Genomic DNA, 23118 nt, shown 5'->3' on the forward strand with positions numbered 1-23118 from the left:
AATCATGGCTGACATCATCGACGGCAAGGCCGTGGCGGAGGACGTGGTCGCGAAAGTGAAAAACCTTGCGGCCGCGCTGAAGGCCGACAAGGGCATCCTGCCGGGGCTGGCGGTCGTGATCGTCGGCGAGGATCCGGCCAGCCAGGTCTATGTCGCTTCCAAGGGCAAGAAGGCCAAGGAGTGCGGTTTTCACTCGGTGCAGCACACGCTGCCGGCCGAGACCGGCGAGGCCGAGCTGGTCAAACTCATCGAGACGCTGAACGCCGACCCGGCGATCCACGGCATTCTCGTGCAACTGCCCCTGCCGGGGCATATCGATTCCGGCCGCATCATCCAGACGATCTCGCCGGACAAGGACGTCGACGGCTTTCATTTCATCAATGTCGGCAAGCTCGGCACCGGCGAGTTGGAGACGGCCTTCGTTCCCTGCACGCCGGCCGGCTCGATGCTGCTGATCGAGCGGGTGCGCGGCAAGGATCTGTCCGGGCTCAATGCCGTGGTGGTCGGCCGCTCCAACATCGTCGGCAAGCCGATGGCCAATCTGCTGCTTGCCGCCAACTGCACGGTGACCATCGCCCACAGCCGCACCAAGGACCTCCCCGCGCTGGCGCGCACCGCCGACATCCTGGTCGCCGCGGTCGGCCGGCCCGAGATGATCACGGGCGATTGGGTAAAACCCGGCGCCACGGTGATCGATGTCGGCATCAACCGCATACCGGCGCCCGACAAGGGCGAGGGCAAGAGCCGCTTGGTCGGCGACGTCGCCTATGCCGAGGCAGCGAAGAATGCCGGCGCCATCACGCCGGTGCCTGGCGGAGTAGGCCCGATGACGATCGCGCTGCTGATGGCCAACACCCTGGTTTCGGCGTATCTGCGCGCGGGGCTGGAGAGGCCGACATTTTAAGAGCGAATAGCGAATAGGGAGTAGCGAATAGGGATTTTTTCCGTTTCCTGCTACTCGCTACTCGCTACTCGCTACTCGCTCGCCTCCCGCCTTGCACCCGAAACGCCTTTCTGTAGAACGTCGCTGATGATGGACGATCCACAAACCGGCAGGCAGTTCGGCTTCCTGCTGGTCGACAAGTTCTCGATGTTCTCGCTCGCCGCAGCCATCGACGCCTTTCGCTCGGCCAATCGCCTGCTGGGCCGCGATTACTACGGCTGGACGACGGTCTCGGCCGACGGCGACGCCGTCATGGCTTCCAACGGCCTGCCGCTGAAGATCGACTACAGCGTCGCCGACCTCCCGCCGGTCGACGTGCTGTTCGTCTGCGTCGGGCTGACCACGGAATTTCCGGGCAAGAGCAAGGTCCTTGGCGCCTTGCGCAGCCTTGGGCGGCGAGGTGCGGCGCTCGGCGCGCTGTCGGTCGGCTCCTACATCCTGGCGGAGGCGGGGCAACTGGAAGGCCACCGCTGCACCATCCATTGGGAAAACCGCGCCGGTTTCATGGAAAAGTTTCCGGAGATCGACTGCACCGGCAACGTCTATGAGATCGACCGCAAACGCTACACCTGCGCGGGCGGCACCACTTCGATCGACCTGATGCTGGAGATCGTGCGCCGCGACCACGGCGTCAACATCGCCAATGGCGTCGCCAACCAGTTCCAGCACGAGCGCATCCGCTCGGCCGGCGACCGCCAGCGCGTCGGGCCGGAGCGGGACCTCACAGGCAAGTCGGAAAAACTGAAGAAGATCGTCGAGCTGATGGCCGACAATCTCGACGAGCCGTTTTCCGCTGTGCAACTCGCCAAGTCGGCGGGCCTGTCGGTGCGGCAGGTCGAGCGCCTGTTCCTGCGCCACCTGACGGTCACGCCCGGGCGCTACTACATGCGGCTGAGATTGGAGCGAGCACGCGAACTGCTGCGCCAGACCAACATGCCGATCCTCGACGTGGCGATCGCCACCGGCTTCACATCGCATTCCTACTTCGCCCAGAGCTACCGGCTGCAATTCGGCCGCCCGCCCAGCGAGGAACGGCGAACGACGTATTGAGGCTGACATGCTGACGGTTCGATCCGCCACGGACTCCGACGCGGATGCGATCTGGGGCATGCTCGAACCGGTGCTGCGGACCGGCGAAACCTACGCCTTGCCGCAGGATTGGACGCGCGGCGAGGCTCTCGCCTACTGGTTCATGCCGGGACACGAGGTGTTCGTGGCCGAGGCCGATGGCGGGATTTGCGGGACCTGTTTCCTGCAGGCCAACCAGCGTGGCGGAGGCGCGCATGTCGCCAATTGCGGCTACGTGACCGCCGGCAGCGCCGCCGGCAAGGGCGTGGCGACGGCGATGTGCGAGCATTCGCTGCGGCATGCGGCGGCGCTAGGGTTTAGCGCGATGCAGTTCAACTTCGTCCTGTCGTCCAACACCCGCGCCGTGGCTCTATGGCAGCGGCTCGGCTTCGCCATCGTCGGCACAATCCCGGCGGCCTTCGATCATCCGAGGTTCGGCCTGGTCGATGCCTATGTCATGCACCGTTTTCTCGACACAACCGGATCGTAACGGGTAGGCCGCTTCCAGTTGCAACGGCGGCGGACTAAACACTTGGCCCGCCGACCGAATCGCGAGGGATTCCATGCTTTCCAGCTTCGCCCGTGCCCTGCTGCCGCTGTCGTTTCTGACCGCGGCGGCAATGCCGGCCTCCGCCGCCGACCGCACCATCGTCGTTCTCGACGCCTCCGGCTCGATGTGGGGGCAGATCGACGGCCAGCCGAAGCAGATGATTGCCCGAGAGGCGCTGAAGACCGTTCTTCAGGGTCTGCCCACCGGCCGCGAGCTCGGGTTGATGGCCTATGGACACCGCGACAAGGCCAGTTGCGAGGATTTCGAGACGCTCGTGCCGCCCGCTGCCGGGTCGGCCGGTGCGGTCACGGCGGCGGCCGATCGGTTGACGTTTCTCGGCAGGACGCCGCTTTCGGCGGCGGTGCGCAAGGCGGCAGAGGAGCTGAATTACGTGCAGGACAAGGCGACTGTCGTGCTGATCACCGATGGGCCGGATAGCTGCAAGGCCGATCCCTGCGCGCTCGGCCGCGAACTGGAGCGGGCCGGCGCCGATCTGACGGTGCATGTCGTCGGCTTCGGCCTGACGGCGGAGCAGGGCCGGCAGGTCGCGTGCCTCGCAGAAAGCACCGGTGGCAGATATGTTCAGGCGCGCAATGCCGGGCAACTGGAAGAAGCCCTGCGGCAGACCCTGATCGCCGCGCCCGAACCGGCCGCGTCGCAGCCCGCGCCGTCAGCCGAAGCGCAACCCACGCCGGCATCCGAACCTGCACCGGAGCAGCCCGAGTTCAACTTCATGCCGACCGTCGTCATGGCCGAGGGTGGGCAACCGCTGACCGACGCCGGTCCGTCCTACGAGATCCATGCCGCGAATTCCGACGGCAGCAAGGGCGAGCGGCTGGCCATCGAGTTCAACCCGTACAAGGGCCATCTGAAACCGGGCGACTACATCGTGCATGCATCGCTGGGTGAGGCGGCGGTGGAGCAGAAGCTCAAGGTTGAGGCCGGCATGACATACCAGCCGGCCTACGTGCTCAACGCCGGTACGCTGATCGTCCGGCCGCGCACAAGCGCCGGCGGCGAGGTCAACGGCGCCGCGTCGATCGTGATCGACTATCCCGGCGCACCTTTTCCGGCGACATACTACGGCGAGGCCAAGGCCGTGCTGCCGGCGGGCGAGCAGAAAGTGACCGTCAAGATCGGCGGCGGCGAGACCAGCGAGACCGTCCAGCTTGCGGCCGGCCAGACCGTCGAGAAGGACATCGTGGTCGCCGTCGGGCAGATGCGGGTCAACGCCCTCTACAAGGCCGGCGGCGAAAAGATAGGCGTTTCCGGGCTGGCGGTCACCGTCTTCAAGGCCGGCGGATCGGGCGACGAGGCCGGCTACGGCTACGGTTCGGAAAGCAGCTACGAACTGCCGCCCGGCGACTACAGGGTGGTCGCGCGGCTCGACCGGGCGGAGGCCGAAGTTCTGGCGAGCGTCAAGACCAGCGAATCGTCTGACGTGACGGTCATCCTCGACGCGGGGACACTGTCCATCTCGGCGCCCGACGCCAACGAGATCGAGATCTTCGCCGCGGCCAAGGATGCCCAGGGCAACCGAAAGTCCTTCGGCAAGGCCTATGGCGACAGCGAACTGACGACGCTGCCCGCCGGCGACTATGTCATCTCGGCCGGATATGCGGAAACCGACAGGAAGTCCGAAGCGGCGGCAACGGTGAAGGCCGGCGAGCGGACCGAGGTTTCGGTAACGCGGCAGCAGCCCGGCTGACGGCGCTTCGCAGGCTCTTGCTTTCGGTGCGCCGGGTCAGCCGCTGAGGAAGCCTCCGTCGGCCGCCAGTACATGGCCGACGACATAGGCGGACTGGTCGGACGCCAGCCATACTGCCGCCTCCGCGACCTCTTCCGGCCGCCCCATGCGGCGCAGCGGCAGGCCGGCGGCGACGGTCTCGACACCGCCAATGAAGGATACGGCGGCCATCATCATGTCGGTGACCACGCGGCCGGGCGCGACGGCGTTGATGCGCAGACCACGCGGCGCGCATTCCATCGCCGCCGAACGCATGAGCGAGATCACGGCGGCCTTCGAGGCGGAGTAGAGGGAGAGGCCGGGATTGGGATTGCGCATGCCGCTGACCGAGGCGTTGATGACGATGCTGCCGCCTCCGCCGGAAAGCATGGCGGGGATCTGGTGGCGCAGGCACAGGAACACCGAGCGCACATTGGCGTCGAAAACGGCATCGAAGGTTTCGCCGGTCTGCTCCTCGATCGGCTTGCGTTTCTCCTGATGGCCGGCATTGTTGAAGACCACGTCGATCCGCCCGAAGCGCTCCGTCGCGGTTCGCACGAGCCTTGAGACGTCTTCCTCGTCGGTGACGTCGGTGCGGACGAACAGGCTTTCGGTTCCCGCTGCCAGGCACGCGTCGGCGGCAGCCTCGCCCTCTGCGACGCGGCGGCCGGCGACAATGACCGCCGCCGCTCCCTCGTTAGCCATCAGCAGGGCGGTTGCTCGCCCGATGCCGCTGCCGCCGCCCGTCACCAGGCAGATTTTGCCCGCCATCCGGCCTTGGACGGGGCGCGACGAGGTTTCGGACACTGCGGTCATCCTTGTTTCTCCTGCTCGGCACAGACGGCATCTTGCGATAATTAAGTTGTATGATACAACTATATTCTGGAAAGGAAAGCCGCCATGGACAGACCGAAAGACCCATCGCAGATCGAGAAGGTGCGTGATTCCTCGCGGCGGATCGTGCGCGAACTGGGCTTCATGAAACCCACCGTGGGCGCCACCGGCCTGCCGATCTCGGCCGTGCACGCGCTAATCGAGATCGGTGGCCGAGAACGGCCGACCGCGGCCGCGCTTGGCGACATCCTCAACCTGGAAAAATCGAGCGTCAGCCGCATGCTGCGCAAGCTTGTCGACACTGGCGAGATCGAGGAACGCGAAAACCCAGAGGACGCGCGTTCGAAAATCCTGTCGCTGACGGAGCATGGCCGAAACATGTTGGAGCGGATCGACCGTTTCGGACAGAGCCAGGTTGACGGTGCGTTCGGCCACCTGTCGCATGACCAGCGGCGAGTCGTCGTTGCCGGTCTCGACGCCTACGCAGACGCGCTGGCTACCGCTCGCCGGAGGGAGGACGGTCGCGCCACGGCGGCGGATGCCGAGATTGTCACCGGCTATGTGCCGGGCGTGATCGGCCGCGTCGCCGAGATGCACGGGCGCTACTATGTCGAGCCTTACGGCTTCGGTCGGTTCTTCGAGGCGAAGGTCGCCAGCGGTATCGCCGAATTCTCGCAAAGGCTGGACCGGCCAATAAACGGCCTCTGGGTGGCGTTGCGCGGCGGCGAGATCGTCGGCACGGTTGCTGTAGACGGCGAGGACTTCGGGCCGGGCATCGGCCATCTGCGCTGGTTCATCATGGACGATGCGGTGCGCGGGCTGGGCATCGGCCGCCGTCTCCTGTCGGAAGCCATCGGTTTCTGCGATCGCCAGGGATTCCGGCATGTCGATCTCTGGACGCTGCGAGGCCTTGATGCCGCGCGAAAGCTCTATGAGGATTTCGGTTTCACGCTGGCCGAGGAGTTGGTCGGCGACCAATGGGGGACGAAGGTGACCGAGCAGCGATTTCGGCGCGTGGCGCAGTAGTGGGCGTCAGTGCTCCGCCCTCAGGGCGTGGCGGCGGTAAGGTGTGTGGCCCCAATGCGATCAGCGCTGCCCTTGATGGGGAAATCCTGTGGAGGCGAAGCCGGGCTGATCAGATCTTGATCACCGGAAAGAAAGTGATCAAGTGCAGGCCGTAGGGCCGCTGCGCCATCTTTCGCGCGTAGATGTGGACTTGTCCCGCCGGAAACCGTCCGCGCTGGTCGCGGCACCAAAAGGCCGGAACCTCGGGATCCTCGATAAGATATTCGCCGTCGGGCCGCTCCGAGAAATTCGCCACGAATGGCGCATTGGCCATCGCCGTGACGGCGTCGCTGAGCACTTTCGCCGCGCTGTCGACGCTGAGGAAGGCGGAGCGCCAGAACACCTCCTTGCGGTCGTGCCGGCCAGGCCCGGCTTCCATGCGGGTGATCAGGCCAAGCCGGCTGATTGTGATGTGCTGGCGGATCGTGTGTCCGACATTGCGACCCTCCTGATCCGGCTTGTTCTCCGAATGCTGGATGACCGTCTTCGCCTCGGATTCGCTCAGCGTCAGTCTCGTCGCCATGGGCACTCCCAATGCAAGCGGTCAAGGTTGGCGGCGCCAGACGTATTGGAGCCGCCCCATCCGTACGCTAACCAGCCGGCTTTGCGCCTTGATGTCTTCCGCTCGCCGGTTTGTATCAAACAAAAGTGCGCGAAGCGGCCGTGATTGCATTTTGCCTTGGGCCGTATTATGAGCGCCCGCATCAACACCTCTAGAAAGGAGGGCTGCGCGATGGTTTTTTTCCGGCATATCCGCCAGTGTGGCCCGATCCAGGCCCTGCAAATGCGTTTGCAGGGCTGACCAGAGACGATCGTTCCTCGCATCTTCCGGTCTGCCCATTGTGGTGACGCCGTGCCGAGCCTTCGGGTTCAAGCGTAGGCGTGATGGCAATCCCCCGAACCTGTTCGCCCATAATGCATTCCCGCGTGAGCGGATGCGGGCGCCGGTCCGGCAGACCAGAGAACGACGATGGCACTGATCAACCTGCGATCCCTGGGCGTGACACTCGGCGCGCCGCTTTTCTCCAACTTGAACCTCTCCGTCGAACCCGGCGACCGCCTCGGCATCGTCGCCGCCAACGGCCGTGGAAAATCGACGCTGCTGCGCGCCATATCCGGCGCCTTCGAGCCGACATCCGGCGACGTGACGAGGGCGCGCGGCCTGCGCATCGGCCACGTCGAACAGGATATTCCGGCGGACTTGCTCGATGCGAGCTTCCATCGGACGGTGCTCGGCGCCCTGCCGGCGGAGCAGGCCGAAAGCGAGAGTTGGCGCGTCGACATCGTGCTCGATTCGCTCGATGTGCCGGAAGAGATGCGCGAGAGGCCGCTGTCGAAACTGAGCGGCGGCTGGCAGCGGCTGGCCATGCTGGCCCGCGTCTGGGTGACCGAGCCCGACATGCTGCTGCTCGACGAGCCGACCAACCATCTCGACCTCGCCAGGATCAGCCAGCTCGAGGATTGGCTGAACGCGCTGCCGCGCGACATCCCGGTGGTGATCTGCAGCCACGACCGCGCCTTCCTCGACGCGGTGACCAACCGGACGCTGTTCCTGCGGCCGGAAAATTCGCAGGTCTTTTCGCTGCCCTATTCGCGGGCGCGCGCCACGCTCGACGAGATCGATGCGTCCGACGAACGCCGATTCCAGAAGGACATGAAGACGGCGCAGCAGCTTCGCCGGCAGGCCGCGAAACTCAACAATATCGGCATCAATTCGGGCAGCGACCTTCTGGTGGTGAAGACCAAGCAGTTGAAGCAGCGCGCCGAAAAACTGGAGGACGCGGCGCGGCCGGCGCACCAGGAGCGCTCGGCCGGCGCGGTGAAACTTGCCAATCGCGGCACGCATGCAAAAGTGCTGGTTACGCTGGAGGACGCGCCCGTCGCGACGCCGGACGGCACGCTGCTGTTCCGCACCGGACGGCAGTGGATCAGGCAGGGCGACCGGGTCGTGCTGCTCGGCCGCAACGGGACGGGCAAGACGCGGCTGGTCAACATGATCCGGCAGGCGATCCTGTCGCCCGAAAATGCGCCCAGCGGCATCAAGGCGACGCCATCGCTGGTGCTGGGTTATGGCGACCAGTCGCTGTCCGACCTTCTGGACAGCGACACGCCGCTCGGCGTGGTCTCGAAACGCTTCGAGCTTGGCGAGCAGCGCGCCCGCACCCTGCTGGCTGGCGCAGGCATGGGCATCGACATGCAGACGAGCGCAGTCGGCCGCCTGTCGGGCGGGCAGAAATCGCGGCTGGGCATGCTGGTGCTGCGGCTCACCAACCCGAACTTTTATCTCCTCGACGAGCCGACCAACCATCTCGACATAGACGGCCAGGAGGCGCTGGAGGGCGAACTGCTGAAACACGAGGCCAGTTGCCTGCTGGTGTCGCACGACCGCAGTTTTGTACGCGCGGTGGGCGACCAGTTTTGGCTGATCGAGAAGAAGCGGATGATCGAGGTCGAAGGGCCAGAGGCGTTTTTCAGCGAGGTCGCCACGAGTGGCCGGTAGGCAAGTAAGGGCGGCATTGTGGCCAAATTGCTGGCCACAGATTTGATTTCCCGCATGTGTGTAAATACCGTCATTTCCACCGGATTCATCAGTTATGGTCGATGCCAAGTCGCCATGATATCGCGTGGGAACTCCTAAATGCAGTGCCCGGAATGCTCGCACCTCTTGTCGGATCAAAGATCCGGCTCAACTCTTGTGATAATCTGCGAAAATTGCGGATGGAATGTTGCCACAACAAATTATGAAACGCCGGGTTGGGACAGCACGCGCTACACAATTCACCTGACGGCTCCGGAATCCGTCAGGTCGAAGGTAATCGCGAAGCTTTCAGTTCTGTTGGGAATACGGGCAATTGAGATAAAGCAAATGCTCCACGCAAACCTCCCTATCGCCGGCAATCTGTCTGCTACCGACGTTCAACGCCTGAAGACGGTACTGATGTCCATGGATGTTGGTCTGAGTATTTCGCCGCCGTTTCCATGGGCTGACGAAGACTTCGGCTAAGCGAAATACCCGATTTCGACCGTCACGCCGCGAACGCACTCGCTCCCTGGTCCGCCCGCCCGACCATCTGCCGGAAACCGGCAAACAGTTCGCGGCCGAATCCGTACTCGCCGCCTGACAGGTCCGCCTCGGGAATGTCGCGGCCTTCCAGTTCGTGCGGCGAAACCAGCACCTGCAGCAGGCCGGCATCGGCGTCGAGGCGGATCAAATCGCCGTCGCGGATCTTTCCGATCGTACCGCCGTCCAGTGCCTCGGGCGTCACATGGATCGCCGCCGGCACTTTTCCGGAAGCGCCGGACATGCGGCCATCGGTGACCAGCGCGACGTGGCGGCCGCGATCCTGCAGGATGCCGAGCACGGTGGTCAGCTTGTGCAGTTCCGGCATGCCGTTGGCCTTCGGGCCCTGGAAGCGTACGACGGCGATGAAATCGCGGTCGAGGCTGCCGGCCTTGAAGGCGTCATTCAGCTCCTGCTGGGTGTCGAAGACGAGGGCGGGGGCCTCGACAATGCGACGCTCCGGCTTGACGGCCGAGGTTTTGATGATCGCGTGGCCGAGATTGCCTTCCAGCACCTGCAGGCCGCCGCTCGTCTGGAACGCCTTGGCGCAGGGCGCCAGCACCTTCTCGTCGCCGCTGACCGCAGGCGCCGCCTCGCGCACAACGCCGCCATCGGCGCCGAGTTTTGCCTCGACCGCATAGCTGCGCAGGCCTTCGCCCCAGATCGTCTGCACGTCCTCGTGCAGGAACCCGGCGTCGAGCAGCTCGCGGATCAAAAAGCCCATGCCGCCGGCGGCGTTGAAATGGTTCACGTCGGCCAGCCCGTTCGGATAGACGCGGGCAAGCAACGGCACGGCGTCCGACAGGTCGGAAATGTCCTGCCAGGTCAGCTTGATGCCGGCCGCGGCGGCCATGGCGATGAGGTGGATCGTGTGGTTGGTCGAGCCGCCGGTGGCATGCAGGCCGACCACGCCGTTGACGATGGAACGCTCGTCGATCATGCGGCCGACCGGCGTGTAGGCGTTGCCCAGCGCGGTGATCGCCAGCGCGCGCTTGGCGGCTTCGCGCGTCAGTGCGTCGCGCAGCGGCGTGCCGGGATTGATGAAGGAGCCGCCTGGCGTGTGCAGGCCCATGATCTCCATCAGCATCTGATTGGAGTTGGCGGTGCCGTAGAAGGTGCAGGTGCCCGGCCCGTGGTACGATTTCGACTCGGCTTCCAAAAGTTCGGCGCGGCCGACCTTGCCCTCCGCATAAAGCTGGCGGATTTTTGCCTTCTGGTCGTTGGGGATGCCGGACGGCATCGGCCCGGCCGGGATGAACACCGCCGGCAGGTGTCCGAAGCTCAGTGCCGCGATCACCAGGCCGGGCACGATCTTGTCGCAGACGCCGAGATAGACGGCGGCGTCGAACATGTTGTGGCTGAGGCCGACCGCCGCCGCCATGGCGATGACGTCGCGCGAGAACAGCGACAGTTCCATGCCCGGCTGGCCCTGGGTGACGCCGTCGCACATGGCCGGCACACCGCCGGCCACCTGGGCGATGCCGCCGGCTTCCTTTGCGGCCTCCTTGATCAGCGCCGGATAGGTCTCGAACGGCTGATGCGCCGACAGCATGTCGTTGTAGGAGGTGATGATGCCGAGATTGGGCACGATCTCGCCGCTGAGCGCCACCTTCTCGGTCGGGCTGCATACGGCAAAACCATGCGCGAGGTTGCCGCAGGAGAGCACCGCGCGGTTGGCGGCCTGGCCGGCGGCGCGGCCGATGCGGTCGAGATAAAGTTCGCGGGTCGGCTGCGAGCGATGGCGAATCCGCTCGGTGATGCCTTGGATGTCGTTCCTGGCGGTCATTCGGTCGGTTCCTTCTTCGCATCCGGCCTGATCGTGGGAGGCGAGCCGACCGGAAATGGTTCGTCGTCTTCAGGGCGCCCAGAACACTTCGACGGGTTCGTGCGCGGCTTCCAGCACGGCGCGGATGGGCAGTTTTTCGCCGGCGGTCACGCTGGCAAACACCTTGCGCTTAGCGTCGCCTTCGATGTGCAGGGCGATGAAACCGGCATTGGCGATCGCCGGCATGGTAAGCGTCAGCCGCGGCTCGCCGCCACTTGCGGCATGAACGGGCATGACCAGCTTCCGGTTCTCCGTTGCGAGCAATTGCGGCAGCGTCGTTGCATCCGGGAAGAAGGATGCGGTGTGGCCGTCGCCGCCCATGCCAAGCACCACGGCGTCGAGCGGCAGACCGAGGCCATCGATGACGTCGTTAGCCTCGCGCGCGGCTTCCTCGACATCCGGCGCATCACGGTAGAGGCCGACGAAACGCGCCGCCGCGGCCTTGCCCTGCAACAGGTTCGCCTTGGCCAATCCGGCATTGGATCGCGGCGAATCTTCCGGCACGAAGCGCTCGTCAACCAGCGTCACGACCACCTTCGCCCAGTCGAGATCGGCCTGCGATAGCGTGCGGAAGAACAGGCCCGGCGTGGTGCCGCCGGAGACGGCGAGCAGCGCGCGTCCGCGCGTCTCGATCGCCTCGCCAAGGACCGATGTGACCTTGGCGGCGAGGCTTTCCGCCACCGCCTCGTGTGACGGAAATTCCCGCAAAGTCATCGCAAGGTCGGTCATCGCCGGTCAGCTCTCGTGCCAGGTGCGGCCGTCGCGCTCGATCAGCGCGATCGACGCGGAGGGACCCCAGGTGCCGGCGGTATAACCCTGCACTTCCTGGCGGCTGTCGGCCCAGGCGTTGAAGATCGGATCGATCCATTTCCAAGCGGCCTCGACCTCGTCGCGGCGCATGAACAGCGTCTGGTTGCCGCGGATCACGTCCATGATGAGGCGTTCATAGGCATCCGGATTGCGCTCCTGGAACGTAGCGGCAAAACTCATGTCGAGCGCTATCTGGCGCAGCCGCATGCCGCCCGGGCCGGGATCCTTGCTCATGATCCACTGCTTGACGCCCTCGTCCGGCTGCAGGCGGATCACCAACTGGTTGGGCTGGATGCGCCCGGCATTGTCGCCGAAGATGGAGTGGGGGATCGGCTTGAACTCGATGACGATTTCGGAAACCCGTGATGCAAGCCGCTTGCCGGTGCGCAGGTAGAAGGGCACGCCGGCCCAGCGCCAGTTGGCGATATCGGCCTTGATGGCGACGAAGGTTTCCGTGGTGCTGTTGGGATTGCCGAGTTCGTCCAGATAACCCTTCACCGCGCCACCCGCCGAAGCGCCGGCGCGATATTGCCCGCGCACGGTGGATTTCGGCGCCTCCGCGCCGTTGATGCGCTTCAGCGCATGCAACACCTTCAGCTTCTCGTCGCGCACGGCGTTGGCGTCCATCGACGACGGCGCTTCCATCGCGACCAGGCAGAGCAGTTGCAGCATGTGGTTCTGCACCATGTCGCGTAGCGCGCCCGCCTTGTCGTAATAGGTGACGCGATCCTCCAGCCCGACCGTCTCAGCGACAGTGATCTGCACGTGGTCGATATGCGCCGAATTCCACAGCGGCTCGTAGAGCATGTTGCCGAAGCGCAGCGCCATCAGGTTCTGCACCGTCTCCTTGCCGAGATAGTGGTCGATGCGGAAGATCTGGTGCTCGCCGAAATCCGCGCCGATCTGGTCGTTCAGCGCGCGGGCCGAGGCAAGGTCGCGGCCGATCGGCTTTTCCACCACGATGCGCGAATTCGGTGTCACCAGCCCGTTTTCCTTGAGCTTGTGCGAGATTTCGCCGAACAAAGGCGGGGCGACCGCGAGATAAAAGGCGCGGATGACATCGTCGTTGCCCAGCGCCTTCTTCAGCTTCGAAAAACCGTCACCGGTAATTGCATCGACCGATACGTAGGAAAGCCGCTCGAGGAATTTCTTCAGCTCGCCTTCCCTGACGTCCGATTCCTTCACATGCTCGACGATCGCCTTCCTGGCGAATTCCCGAAACTCGGCGTCGCTGAGTTTTGCGCGCGACGCGCCGATGATCCGGGTCGGCTCGGAAAACTGGCTCTGCCGGTAATAGAGCGCAGGCAGCAGCTTTCGCTCGGAAAGGTCGCCCGTACCGCCGAAAATGACGAAATCGAACGGGTCTACGGGAATGATCTGGCTGGTCATAGTGGTTCCGTGAGTGGCGACAGCCCTAGCTGTCCATCATTTAATCTAATCGATTTAAGCTCGCCAGCGTCATGGTGTCACATGCGCTGTCCGGCGATTGGCTCATCTGCTGCCGGAGGGTTGCGCTTCCGGTTCGTTCGCGGTTGCACCATAGTGGCTAGGCACACACGAAGGCAAAGGAGTTTTCGTCATGGGGACTCATCTTTCGAGGACGATCGCCGAAGGTCGGGCATTCACGCAACTGGTCGGCGGGCGGGCGGTGGATTCGCTGTCGGGCGAGCGGATCGATGTGCTCAGTCCATCCGACGGCAAGGTCTTTGCGTCCATCCCGGCGTCCGGTGCGGCGGATGTCGATCTGGCTGTGCGGGCGGCGCGTCGCGCCTTCGACGACGGCCCCTGGGCGCGTATGCCGGCAGTAGAACGCGGCAGGCTCCTCACCAAACTCGGCCAGCTTGTCGAAAAGAACGGAACCGAACTGGCGGCGCTGGAATCGCGCGACACCGGCAAGCCGGTGCGGCAGGGCAGGGCGGACGTCAACGCGACCACGCGCTACTACGAATTTTACGGCGGCGCCGCCGACAAGATCCATGGCGACACTATCCCCTTCCTCGACGGCTATACAGCGCTGACGCTGCGCGAGCCGCATGGCGTGGTGGTGGGCATCATCCCGTGGAACTATCCGCTGCAGATTCTTGCTCGCGTGGCGGGCGCGGCGCTCGCCATGGGCAACACGCTGGTGGTCAAGCCGGCGGAGGACGCCTCCCTCACCACGATACGCATCGCCGAATTGGCGCTGGAGGCGGGATTTCCGGAGGGTGTGTTCAACGTCGTTACCGGCTACGGCCGCGATGCGGGCGCCGCTCTTTCCGGACATCCGCTGGTCGATTACGTGACCTTCACCGGTTCGCCGGCAACAGGTGCTGCAATCCAGAAAGCGGCGGCCGAGAACAATCGCGGCGTCACCCTGGAACTCGGTGGAAAATCGCCGCAGATCGTGTTTGCCGATGCCGACATCGATGCGGCTGTGCCGGTGCTGGTCAACGCCATCATCCAGAACGGCGGGCAAACCTGCTCGGCTGGTAGTCGGGTTCTGATCGAGCGGGCGGTTTACGACGAGGTGGCCGAGGCGCTGGCCGAGCGGTTCTCGGCGCTGGTCGCCGGTCCGCATGATGCCGACCTTGATCTTGGCTCGCTGATCAACCCGCGCCAGCGGCAGAAGGTGACGGGGATGGTGAGCGACGCCGAACGAGCCGGTTGTGAAATCCTGGCGCGCGGGTCGATCCACGCCGATGCGCCGGAAAGCGGTTTCTATTACGCGCCGGCGCTGATCGCGGCGAAAGACACAAAACTGGCCATTGCCCAGGAAGAGGTGTTCGGGCCGGTGCTGACCCTTCTCGCCTTCGACGACGAGGCGGATGCCATCGGCATCGCCAACGGCACTGAGTACGGCTTGGTCGCCGGCATCTGGACGCGCGACGGGGCACGCCAGCACCGGGTTGCCAAGCGAGTGCGCGCCGGCCAGGTCTTCGTCAACGGCTACGGCGCCGGCGGCGGCATCGAGCTACCCTTCGGTGGGTTCAAGAGATCGGGCCACGGCCGCGAGAAGGGTTTCGAGGCGCTATACGATATGAGCGCCACGAAGACGGTGGTGTTCAATCATGGGTGAGGAGCGGTCCGCGTAGCGGACGAAAAGCCAACGGTGAGCTTGCGAACGCTTTTCGAGCGACGAACGCCCAGGGCGAAAGCGAAGGGCCGGGATACGTTCGATCGTAGAGGTATTTTGGACCACGCCACCAGACATCGAGAGCAGGGAGGAAGAATGAGACTCAAAGACAAAGTCGCCATCATCACCGGCGCGGCATCCGGCTTCGGCGAAGGCATGGCAAAACGCTTCGCCGAGGAAGGCGCAAAAATCATCGTTGCCGATCTGAACGCCAAGGGCGCCGAGCGGGTCGCCGAGGAGATCGGCGAAAATGCCATCGCCGTCACCACCGATGTGTCATTGCGCTCCGAAGTCGAGGAGATGGTCTACGCCGCCAAGAGTGTATTCGGCCGCGTCGACATCATGGTCAACAACGCCGGCTACACGCACCGCAACGGCGACATGCTGAAGGTTGAGGAAGCGACCTTCGACCTGATCACTGCGATCAACATGAAGGCGATCTATCATTCGACGCTGGCGGTTGTGCCGATCATGGAACGCCAGGGTGGCGGCGTCATCATTACCACTGCCTCGACCGCCGGCCTGCGGCCGCGCCCAGGGCTGACTTGGTACAACGCCTCGAAAGGCTGGGCGATCACTGCGACAAAATCGATGGCGGTGGAACTGGCGCCGAAGAAAATCCGCGTCAACTGCCTGTGCCCAGTGGCCGGCGAGACGGGTATGCTGGCGCAGTTCATGGGCGAGGACACGCCGGAGCGTCGCGCCCAGTTCAAGGCGGTGATCCCGCTCGGCCGTTTTTCGACGCCGCTCGACATCGCCAATGCTGCCTTGTGGCTGGCCTCCGACGAAGCGGAGTTCATCACCGGTGTCGCGCTGGAGGTCGATGGCGGCCGCTGCGTGTGAGCGTCATTCGACCCGGATTCTGTCGCCCGTCTTTCGCTGCCGGAGCGCAGCGCGGTCAATCACTGTCGGCTGGTTGTGCTCGTCATAGGGATGCTTGAAGTCGAAGGCATGGGCGCTCGGCCCATGATCGTGGAGGTGCTCCAGCCGCGCGACGCCTTCCGCCCAGAGCGGCGTGCGGTCGGCTTCCACCCACCACAGCACGTAAGGGGGCCATTCCGGCTCGATGAACCAGTCTCGCGCATGCCGCAGCGTCTCTGCGTGAAAACCCGAATAGGAAAACGCCATCAGCGAGCCGAGGTCACGCCAGAGCGATAGCGTAGAAGGCGCCCATCCGTCGCCGCGCTCGACATAGAAGCGCGGATAGACCTGGATACCCCAGCTTTCAGGGCCGGGTTCGTCAGCATAACCTGACCGCGCGATAAAACCGTTGCTCTGCTCGGCGGTAGCGAAATTCCGGTCGTTGCGGTCGTGAAAACCCTGGATGTCAGGATGATCCGAACGTTGCCGGAACTGGCCGAAATTATAGATGGCAAGATTCTTGCCACGCATCGCGTCACCTTGGTGAAGTTCTTGTGAGGGAGAGAAAGGACCGAAAGGTGGGCGAACGATCGGCGGGCGGGCCGTTCTACCGGCCGTTGTTGCGCAGGAACTTTCGATAGACGAAGCCGCGCTTGCCCTTGTAGACAATCTCGCACCAGGAGGCGCAGGACACCACCTGCACGTCGGCTCTGCCCGGAACGGTGCCAAGCACCCCGCCACGGTCGTCCGGCTTGGCGCGCATGGTGACGGAGCGCGCCGTGCGCCCCGGACGTCCAGCGCTCGCCACCTTCTTCTCGGCGGCCGGTTGCTCTACGGCCTTGTCGGGTTGGCCCGCGTCCTGAGCAGGTTTCGCTGCGGGGATGGCAGCGGTCGCCGCGTTGTCTGCGCCTTCTTCGTCCTCCGCATAGGCGCTGGCCACAGAAGCGGGTTCGGAAGCGCTCGACGACGCCGCGGGAGGAACCGTCGCAGTCGCGGTCGCCGCGGCATGACCCGCGGTTGCGCTGATCCAACGGGGATCGGTCGGGTCCAGCGGTTCGATCTGCATGGGCTCCGGTATGGAGGTGGTGGACGAGGCCGGCGGCGGCGCCGAGGAGGCGATTTCGATGGCCGCCGTGCTGGCCGTTGGCTTCGGCCCATCGACAGGCTTCACCTCGGCGGCCGGTTGGCTCGGCTGCTCGGTTTCAGCCTGTTGCGCAGGCATCGAAGCGGCGGATGCCGGGGTAACGCGAGGCGCGGCTTCCACCCGGCTGACGATCTGCTCGGCGCTATCGGAAGGCAAGGCGAGCCAAATCGCGGTGCCGGCCATGCCGAGCATGGCAACGGAACCGACGCCGGCGACGATAAGATGCGAGCGTTCCGCGATCCTGTGCCAGATGGAAGGCCGCACGTCATAACGGAAATCCAGCGACGTACGCCGGGCCCTTGACTTGCCGGAGCCGAACCAGCCTTTCAACGCAAACCTCTCCGCGCCTGCCGATCTTCAGTACGGCTTCGCGCCTTGGAAAATTCACCCTTGCCGAACGCCGTCCGGCATAACAGAGAACCCAGCCGGAATCACCTCCCGTAGCCTGCTGGTCCTACCAGCGTGGACGAAGATTGTGGCATCTCTGCGCCCAAACCGTCATTTTCCGGCATTGGATGCCGGAAATGCCGCCCTGAATAGACCGAAAGACGGTAGAAACGCAACTCCGGCACGTGTTTGCACCAGCTTATGCCTGAAGGGCGGGCCGGAAACGGGATCGCTTCCGTGGCGGAATCCTCGAAGATCGCCGCCGTCAGATACGGTCCCTCAACGCAAACCAGTTGAGCGCCAGGAACAGCAGCGGAGACCGGAAACGCGTCCCGCCCGGAAAGGCCGGGATCTTCAAATCCTCGAACAATTTCAGCCGGTCGCGGTTTCCGGCGACGGTTTCGGCGTAGAGTTTGCCGACGAAGTTCGACAGCATGACGCCGTGGCCGGAATAGCCGCCCGCTGAAATGACGTTCGGCATCACCTCGCGCACGAACGGTTTTCGGGGCACCGTGATGCCGACATAGCCGCCCCAACCATGGGTAATCGGGATGTCCTTCAGCGCCGGGTAGAGTTCGGTGATCTGCCGGCGGATGTGGATATGGATGTCCTTAGGGTCTTTCACGCCGTAGATTTCGCGGCCGCCGAAGAGCAATTCCCGGGTCGGCATCCGCCGGAAGTAGCGAACGACGAAGCGCGAATCCGACACCGACTCGCCGCCCGGCAGCACCAAACTGCCGAGGTCGAGCGGCTCGGTCGCACCGATGAAGGAGCCGATCGGCATGATATGCGAGGCGGTCGACTTTTCCAGGTCGCCGGAATAGGCGTCGATCGCCAGCAGGCCTTTCTGCGCCGTCACGGTGCCACGCGCGGTCGACACGATCACCTTGCCGCCATTGGTCGTCACGCCAGTCGCCTTGCTGTTCTCGAACAGTTGAGCGCCGGCCTCGGCGGCAACCCGCGCCGTGCCGATCACCAGCTTGAGCGGATGGATGTGCCCAGTGCCCGTGTCGCGCACGCCGCCGAAATAATGCGTAGAGCCAAGGCGCAGTGCGGTTTCGTCCGCGTCCATGAATTTGAGATGCGGATAGTTGAACCGCGTCGTCATCGCCTCGGCATGTTCGAGGAATTCCGGCAGCTCGCGCTTTTTGTGCGCAACATTCATGTGCCCGGGTTGGAAGTCGATGTCGATATTGTTGACGGCGGCGAATTCCAGCAGGTGCGCCTTGGCTTCTTCGGCGAGGTCGAAAAGCGCCTTGGCACGCTCGAACCCGTATTCGGCTTCCAGTTCCTCCGCGCCGGCGCGCTGGCCGGTGCCGAGCTGCCCGCCATTACGGCCGGACGCGCCGTCGCCGAAGCGGTGCGCTTCGAGCAGCACGACATTCGTGCCCATTTTGGCGAGATGCATCGCCGCCGACAGGCCGGCGAAGCCTCCACCGACGATGACGACGTCGCAGGTCCGGTTGCCATCCAGAGCGGGATACTCGGGTCGCGGGCCAGCGGTGTCTTCGTACCAGGAGTAGCCGGGGGAGATGGGGGATTGGTAAGTCATGACAGTGAGCGAATAGCGAATAGGGAATAGGGAATAGGGAAAAATAAGCTGGCGATTGGCATTTCTTGAGGGTTCATCCTTCTATTCGCTATTCGCTATTCGCTATTCGCTATTCGCTATTCGCTATTCGCTAGTTTAAACATTCAGCAGAAGATACTCCCGCTCCCACGGGGAAATCACTTCCATGAACGTCTCGAACTCGGCCCGCTTGATCGCTGCGTAAGTCGAGGCGAACGAAGCGCCCAGCATATCGTGCAGGTCCTCATCCGCCTCGAACAGATCGACGGCCTCCAGCAGGCCGCGCGGCAGGTCGATCTCGTCCTCGTTGACCGTGGTGCCGACCGGTGCATCGGGCTCGATGTTTTTCGTCATGCCGATCAGCCCGCAGGCAAGCGATGCCGCGAGCGCGAGATAAGGATTGGCGTCGGAGGAGGGGATGCGGTTCTCGACGCGCCGAGCTGCAGGGTCAGATCGCGGCACGCGGAAGGCGGTGGTGCGGTTGTCGTAGCCCCATTTGGTGTTGACCGGCGCGGAGGCGGCCTGCGTCAGCCGGCGGTAGGAATTCACATAGGGCGCGAACATTACCAGCGCGCTCGGCACATGCTTCTGCATGCCGCCGATGAAATGCCGGAAGGCGTCGGTCTCCGCGCCGTCCTCGCCGGTGAAGATGTTCCTGCCGGTTTTCTTCTCGACGATCGATTGGTGGATGTGCATGGCCGATCCGGGCTGGCCCTGGATCGGCTTGGCCATGAAGGTCGCATAGGTCTCGTGCTTCAGCGCCGCTTCGCGGATGGTGCGCTTGAACATGAACACCTGGTCGGCGAGTTCCACCGGGTCGCCATGGCGCAGATTGATTTCGAGCTGGCCGGCGCCTTCCTCGTGGATCAGCGTGTCGATCTCCAGCCCCTGGCTTTCGGAGAAGTGGTAGATGTCGTCGATCAACTCGTCGAATTCGTTGACGCCCGCGATCGAATAGCCAGCGCCGCCGCCGATCGGCCGGCCGGAGCGGCCGACGGGCGGCGTCAGCGGATAGTCGGGATCGGGGTTCTTGCGAACGAGGTAGAACTCGATTTCCGGCGCGACCACCGGCTTCAGCCCGCGCTTGCCATAGGCCGCGACGACCCGCTTCAGCACGTTGCGCGGCGTGAATTCGACGCTGCGGCCGTCCTGGTGCACCAGATCGCAGATCACCTGCGCGGTCGGGTCATCCTCCCACGGCACTACTGAAAGCGTCGACAGATCCGGGACCAGTTTCAGGTCGCCGTCATCCTCCGGATAGGCGAAGCCGTTGCCGTCCTCGGGGTAGTCGCCCGAAATCGTCATCATGAAGGGGGCCGAGGGCAGGGCCAGCGACGTGTTGGACGTGAATTTCTTCGACGGCATCATCTTGCCGCGGGCGACGCCCGCCTGGTCGGGCGTGATGCATTCGATATCCTCGATGCTTCGCCATTCCAGCCACTCGCTGACCTGCTTCCAGTTGGTCACGCCACGAAGGTTCTTCACATAGGAGGGTACGCGAGCGCGGCCCGCGCGACCGGAGGGGCGGGCTTCCTTTTTTTCAGGCGGCATCAATCACCAGAATGTTGAGATGTCCGAAGTATAGCCGCGCAGCTTTGCTAAAGGAAAGGGGGGTCAGGGGGATCCCTGCCAACGAGCCGGTCAACGACGGGCTGCAGCAGCTCCGGCAGGATCGGTTTCGACACGACCGCGTCGACGATACCGGCATGGGCGAGAGTGACTTCGGTGAAATTGCCGGTGGAAAGCAGGATAACCGCCGGCAGGCCGACACTCTGCCGCAGCTCGCCGAGCGGCGGCATCAACTCCTCGCAATCGCCGTTCGCGGCGCCACCATCGAGGATGACCAGCGCCGGCAGCACGCCCTTCAGTGCATCGCCGGCGCGTTCTGGGGGCTCGGAAATCGAATGCAGGCCTGACCGCTCGGCGATCTTGGCGACAACCACCGCGTTGATTCGCGACCTGCCGACGACCAGGACCAGCAAAGGATCGACGGTGACGCCATCCGTCTCGAATACTTCGCGCCTCAGAGTTTCCGGCCCGTTGCCAGGGCCGGAGGCGGTCATCGTCATGCGGAAACCGGCGACTTGTGTTCGTTCTTCTCGCTTTTATTTGCAATGACGCAAAAATCGCGAATGCCCAAGCTCCACCTTAGAACGCCCGGCCCGGTTTCGCTAGACAAAACATTTCATCGGCGCAGACCCGGAGGTTGCCGGTAAATGCAGTGCCGCTTTGGCGTCGGCGATCACAGGTCAGGAGGTTCCCGTCAAAGGCCTGAAGGAAGGGTGGACGCGCGCTGGCTCCCCAGCGCGGTCTCGCTTGGGGCCACGCCGCTCAGCGGCTGGCCTGGGTGACGACGACGGGGATCAGCAGGTCGCCCCAGTTGCCGTCGCCGCCATGGTGGCGGGCCGAGCGCACCAGTTCGACCGACACGCCGGCTTCCACCGCCTTCATCACCGACTGGTTGAGACGGTGCAGGTCGTTGGCGAGCATGCGGATCGCCGTCTGCTGCGATGCCGACATCGCACTCGACTGTTCCTCGGCCCGCTCCTTGACGCGGGTCTTCGGGGTCTTGGTGGGGTTTTCGACTGTGTCCAGCATGGTCTTTCTCCTCACTGTCTGGTTGTCTGTTTATTCCGCCGCAGGCCTGAACTGCGCGTGCTCGGTCGATTCATGCATTGCGGTGGTGGACGACTTTCCACCGGTGATTGCCATCGACACCGCGTCGAAATAGCTCGTGCCGACCTCGCGCTGATGTTTCGTGGCGGTGTAGCCGTTCACTTCGGAGGCGAATTCGGCCTCCTGCAGTTCCGAATAGGCCGCCATCTGGCGGTCGCGATAACCCCGGGCCAGTTCGAACATGCCGTAATTGAGCTGGTGGAAGCCGGCCAGCGTGATGAACTGGAACTTGTAGCCCATCGCGCCGAGTTCCCTCTGGAACTTCGCGATCGTCGCATCGTCGAGGTTCTTCTTCCAGTTGAACGACGGCGAGCAATTATAGGCGAGCAGCTTTTCCGGATGGTGCCGGCGCACGCCCTCCGCGAATTTTTTGGCCTGGGCCAGATCCGGCTTCGAGGTCTCGCACCAGATCAGGTCGCAAGAGGGAGCATAAGCGACGGCCCGCGCGATACACGGCTCGATGCCGTTTCTCACCTGATAAAAACCTTCGACGGTGCGGCCTGCCGAATAGTCGACGAACGGCTGGTCGCGCTCGTCGATGTCGGAGGTCAGCAGCTTCGCCGCCTCGGCGTCGGTGCGGGCGATGACGAGAGTCGGCGTGCCCATCACGTCGGCGGCGAGCCGCGCCGCGTTGAGGTTGCGAATATGCGCCGCCGTCGGGATCAGCACTTTTCCGCCGAGGTGGCCGCACTTCTTCTCCGATGCGAGCTGGTCCTCATAGTGGACGCCCGCAGCCCCCGCCTCGATGAAGGCCTTCATGATCTCGAAGGCGTTGAGCGGTCCGCCGAACCCGGCTTCCGCGTCGGCGACGATCGGTGCGAACCAGGTGTCGACCGACAGGCCGTTTCCTTCCGACGTTTCGATCTGGTCGGCGCGCTGAAGCGTCCGGTTGATGCGGCGGCACAGCTCCGGCGCGGCATTGGCCGGATAGAGCGACTGGTCCGGATACATCGACGACGCCGTGTTGGAATCCGCCGCGACCTGCCAGCCGGACAGGTAGATCGCCTTCAGCCCGGCGCGCACCTGCTGCATGGCCTGGTTGCCGGTCATGGCGCCCAGCGCGTTGACGAAGTTCTCCTCGTGGATGAGCTTCCACAGCCGGTTCGCGCCGTTCTCCGCCAGCGAATGGCGGATGGCGACGGAGCCGCGCAGCCGCTTCACGTCTTCCGCAGAGTAGGGCCGCTCGATGCCGTCGTAGCGGCCTTCCGGTGCGGAAGGAACGAGGTTGTAAAAATCGGTCATTTTCTGCTCCGTCTTGCGATGCGATTTTTGTCCGATCGGTCGGCAGCGCCGCCGTTCTCCTGTCATCGATTTACATTGCAGTGCAAAAACAGCCAGAAAAATCAGACAATGCCCCACAGGAAAAAGGAAAAACGGTATTGAGATTGACAGAGGCGCAGCGTAAATTTGTTAATATTGTGAATGGGCGGCAATCAGGTGGGGGCGCTCGGATTTGTCAAAGGCTGTAAATAGCGTTGACGTGCAG

20 protein-coding genes are annotated in these 23118 nt (G+C 64.1%); 8 read left to right on the top strand and 12 right to left on the bottom strand.

Translation table 11 applies throughout. The features are described from left to right. Positions 1-4 precede the first annotated feature (4 nt). The 4 genes from folD (at position 5) to ACH196_RS13280 (ending at position 4269) form a co-directional block, all read left to right on the top strand. Positions 5-904, top strand: a complete 900-nt coding sequence (gene folD / locus ACH196_RS13265; RefSeq protein ID WP_396647375.1) for a bifunctional methylenetetrahydrofolate dehydrogenase/methenyltetrahydrofolate cyclohydrolase FolD — start codon at positions 5-7, stop codon at positions 902-904. 126 nt (positions 905-1030) lie between these two features. Further along, on the top strand, positions 1031-1993 hold the full coding sequence (locus tag ACH196_RS13270; protein ID WP_396647376.1) for a GlxA family transcriptional regulator: 963 nt from the start codon (positions 1031-1033) through the stop codon (positions 1991-1993). 7 nt (positions 1994-2000) lie between these two features. Next, entirely contained in the window at positions 2001-2501 is a 501-nt protein-coding gene (locus ACH196_RS13275) for a GNAT family N-acetyltransferase (RefSeq protein ID WP_396647377.1), read from the top strand. A gap of 73 nt (positions 2502-2574) precedes the next feature. Then, positions 2575-4269: a VWA domain-containing protein gene (locus ACH196_RS13280; protein WP_396647378.1), complete on the top strand. Its 1695-nt coding sequence runs from the start codon at positions 2575-2577 to the stop codon at positions 4267-4269. 36 nt (positions 4270-4305) lie between these two features. Here the strand turns inward: ACH196_RS13280 and ACH196_RS13285 are convergent, their stop codons facing one another. Then, positions 4306-5103 carry an SDR family NAD(P)-dependent oxidoreductase gene (locus tag ACH196_RS13285; protein ID WP_396647379.1) on the bottom strand — a complete coding sequence of 266 codons (798 nt, stop codon included), beginning with the start codon at positions 5101-5103 and terminating at the stop codon, positions 4306-4308. Positions 5104-5187: 84 nt separating this feature from the next. Here ACH196_RS13285 and ACH196_RS13290 point away from each other — a divergent pair, with 84 nt between their 5' ends. Then, positions 5188-6147: a GNAT family N-acetyltransferase gene (locus tag ACH196_RS13290; protein WP_396647380.1), complete on the top strand. Its 960-nt coding sequence runs from the start codon at positions 5188-5190 to the stop codon at positions 6145-6147. Between the two features lie 109 nt (positions 6148-6256). Here ACH196_RS13290 and ACH196_RS13295 read toward each other — a convergent pair whose 3' ends face one another. After that, complete coding sequence (locus ACH196_RS13295) at positions 6257-6709, bottom strand: hypothetical protein (RefSeq protein WP_396647381.1); 453 nt, start codon at positions 6707-6709, stop codon at positions 6257-6259. A 447-nt stretch (positions 6710-7156) separates the two neighbouring features. Between ACH196_RS13295 and ACH196_RS13300 the strand changes: the two genes are divergently transcribed. Continuing rightward, positions 7157-8686: an ABC-F family ATP-binding cassette domain-containing protein gene (locus tag ACH196_RS13300; protein WP_396647382.1), complete on the top strand. Its 1530-nt coding sequence runs from the start codon at positions 7157-7159 to the stop codon at positions 8684-8686. 526 nt (positions 8687-9212) lie between these two features. On the opposite strand, the gene edd is transcribed toward ACH196_RS13300, so the two are convergent. From edd to zwf, 3 genes are all read right to left on the bottom strand, one after another. Beyond that, complete coding sequence (gene edd, locus ACH196_RS13305; RefSeq protein ID WP_396647383.1) at positions 9213-11033, bottom strand: phosphogluconate dehydratase; 1821 nt, start codon at positions 11031-11033, stop codon at positions 9213-9215. 69 nt (positions 11034-11102) lie between these two features. After that, a complete protein-coding gene (gene pgl / locus ACH196_RS13310; protein WP_396647384.1) occupies positions 11103-11801 on the bottom strand; it encodes a 6-phosphogluconolactonase in 699 nt (232 codons plus the stop codon). Positions 11802-11807: 6 nt separating this feature from the next. Further along, complete coding sequence (gene zwf, locus ACH196_RS13315; protein ID WP_396647385.1) at positions 11808-13271, bottom strand: glucose-6-phosphate dehydrogenase; 1464 nt, start codon at positions 13269-13271, stop codon at positions 11808-11810. Between the two features lie 190 nt (positions 13272-13461). Here zwf and ACH196_RS13320 point away from each other — a divergent pair, with 190 nt between their 5' ends. Then, positions 13462-14937 carry an aldehyde dehydrogenase family protein gene (locus ACH196_RS13320; protein ID WP_396647386.1) on the top strand — a complete coding sequence of 492 codons (1476 nt, stop codon included), beginning with the start codon at positions 13462-13464 and terminating at the stop codon, positions 14935-14937. Positions 14938-15090: 153 nt separating this feature from the next. After that, complete coding sequence (locus ACH196_RS13325) at positions 15091-15837, top strand: SDR family oxidoreductase (RefSeq protein ID WP_396647387.1); 747 nt, start codon at positions 15091-15093, stop codon at positions 15835-15837. Positions 15838-15840: 3 nt separating this feature from the next. Here the strand turns inward: ACH196_RS13325 and ACH196_RS13330 are convergent, their stop codons facing one another. From ACH196_RS13330 to aceA, 7 genes are all read right to left on the bottom strand, one after another. Further along, the gene (locus ACH196_RS13330; RefSeq protein ID WP_396647388.1) at positions 15841-16386 is read right to left on the bottom strand and encodes a DUF3291 domain-containing protein; all 546 of its coding nucleotides are present in this window, start codon (positions 16384-16386) and stop codon (positions 15841-15843) included. Positions 16387-16462: 76 nt separating this feature from the next. After that, positions 16463-17329, bottom strand: a complete 867-nt coding sequence (locus ACH196_RS13335; protein WP_396647389.1) for an SH3 domain-containing protein — start codon at positions 17327-17329, stop codon at positions 16463-16465. Positions 17330-17651: 322 nt separating this feature from the next. Next, positions 17652-18938: an NAD(P)/FAD-dependent oxidoreductase gene (locus tag ACH196_RS13340; RefSeq protein WP_396647390.1), complete on the bottom strand. Its 1287-nt coding sequence runs from the start codon at positions 18936-18938 to the stop codon at positions 17652-17654. 135 nt (positions 18939-19073) lie between these two features. Then, a complete protein-coding gene (locus ACH196_RS13345) occupies positions 19074-20507 on the bottom strand; it encodes a glutamine synthetase family protein (RefSeq protein ID WP_396647391.1) in 1434 nt (477 codons plus the stop codon). A 47-nt stretch (positions 20508-20554) separates the two neighbouring features. Further along, positions 20555-21025 (bottom strand): response regulator, encoded by a 471-nt coding sequence (locus ACH196_RS13350; protein ID WP_396647392.1) that lies wholly within the window; start codon positions 21023-21025, stop codon positions 20555-20557. A 262-nt stretch (positions 21026-21287) separates the two neighbouring features. Then, a complete protein-coding gene (locus ACH196_RS13355; protein WP_396647393.1) occupies positions 21288-21554 on the bottom strand; it encodes a hypothetical protein in 267 nt (88 codons plus the stop codon). A 30-nt stretch (positions 21555-21584) separates the two neighbouring features. Further along, positions 21585-22874, bottom strand: a complete 1290-nt coding sequence (gene aceA, locus ACH196_RS13360) for an isocitrate lyase (RefSeq protein ID WP_396647394.1) — start codon at positions 22872-22874, stop codon at positions 21585-21587. Between the last annotated feature and the right edge of the window lie 244 nt (positions 22875-23118).

The organism is Mesorhizobium sp. IMUNJ 23232, assembly GCF_044326205.1.
Lineage (GTDB): Bacteria > Pseudomonadota > Alphaproteobacteria > Rhizobiales > Rhizobiaceae > Kumtagia.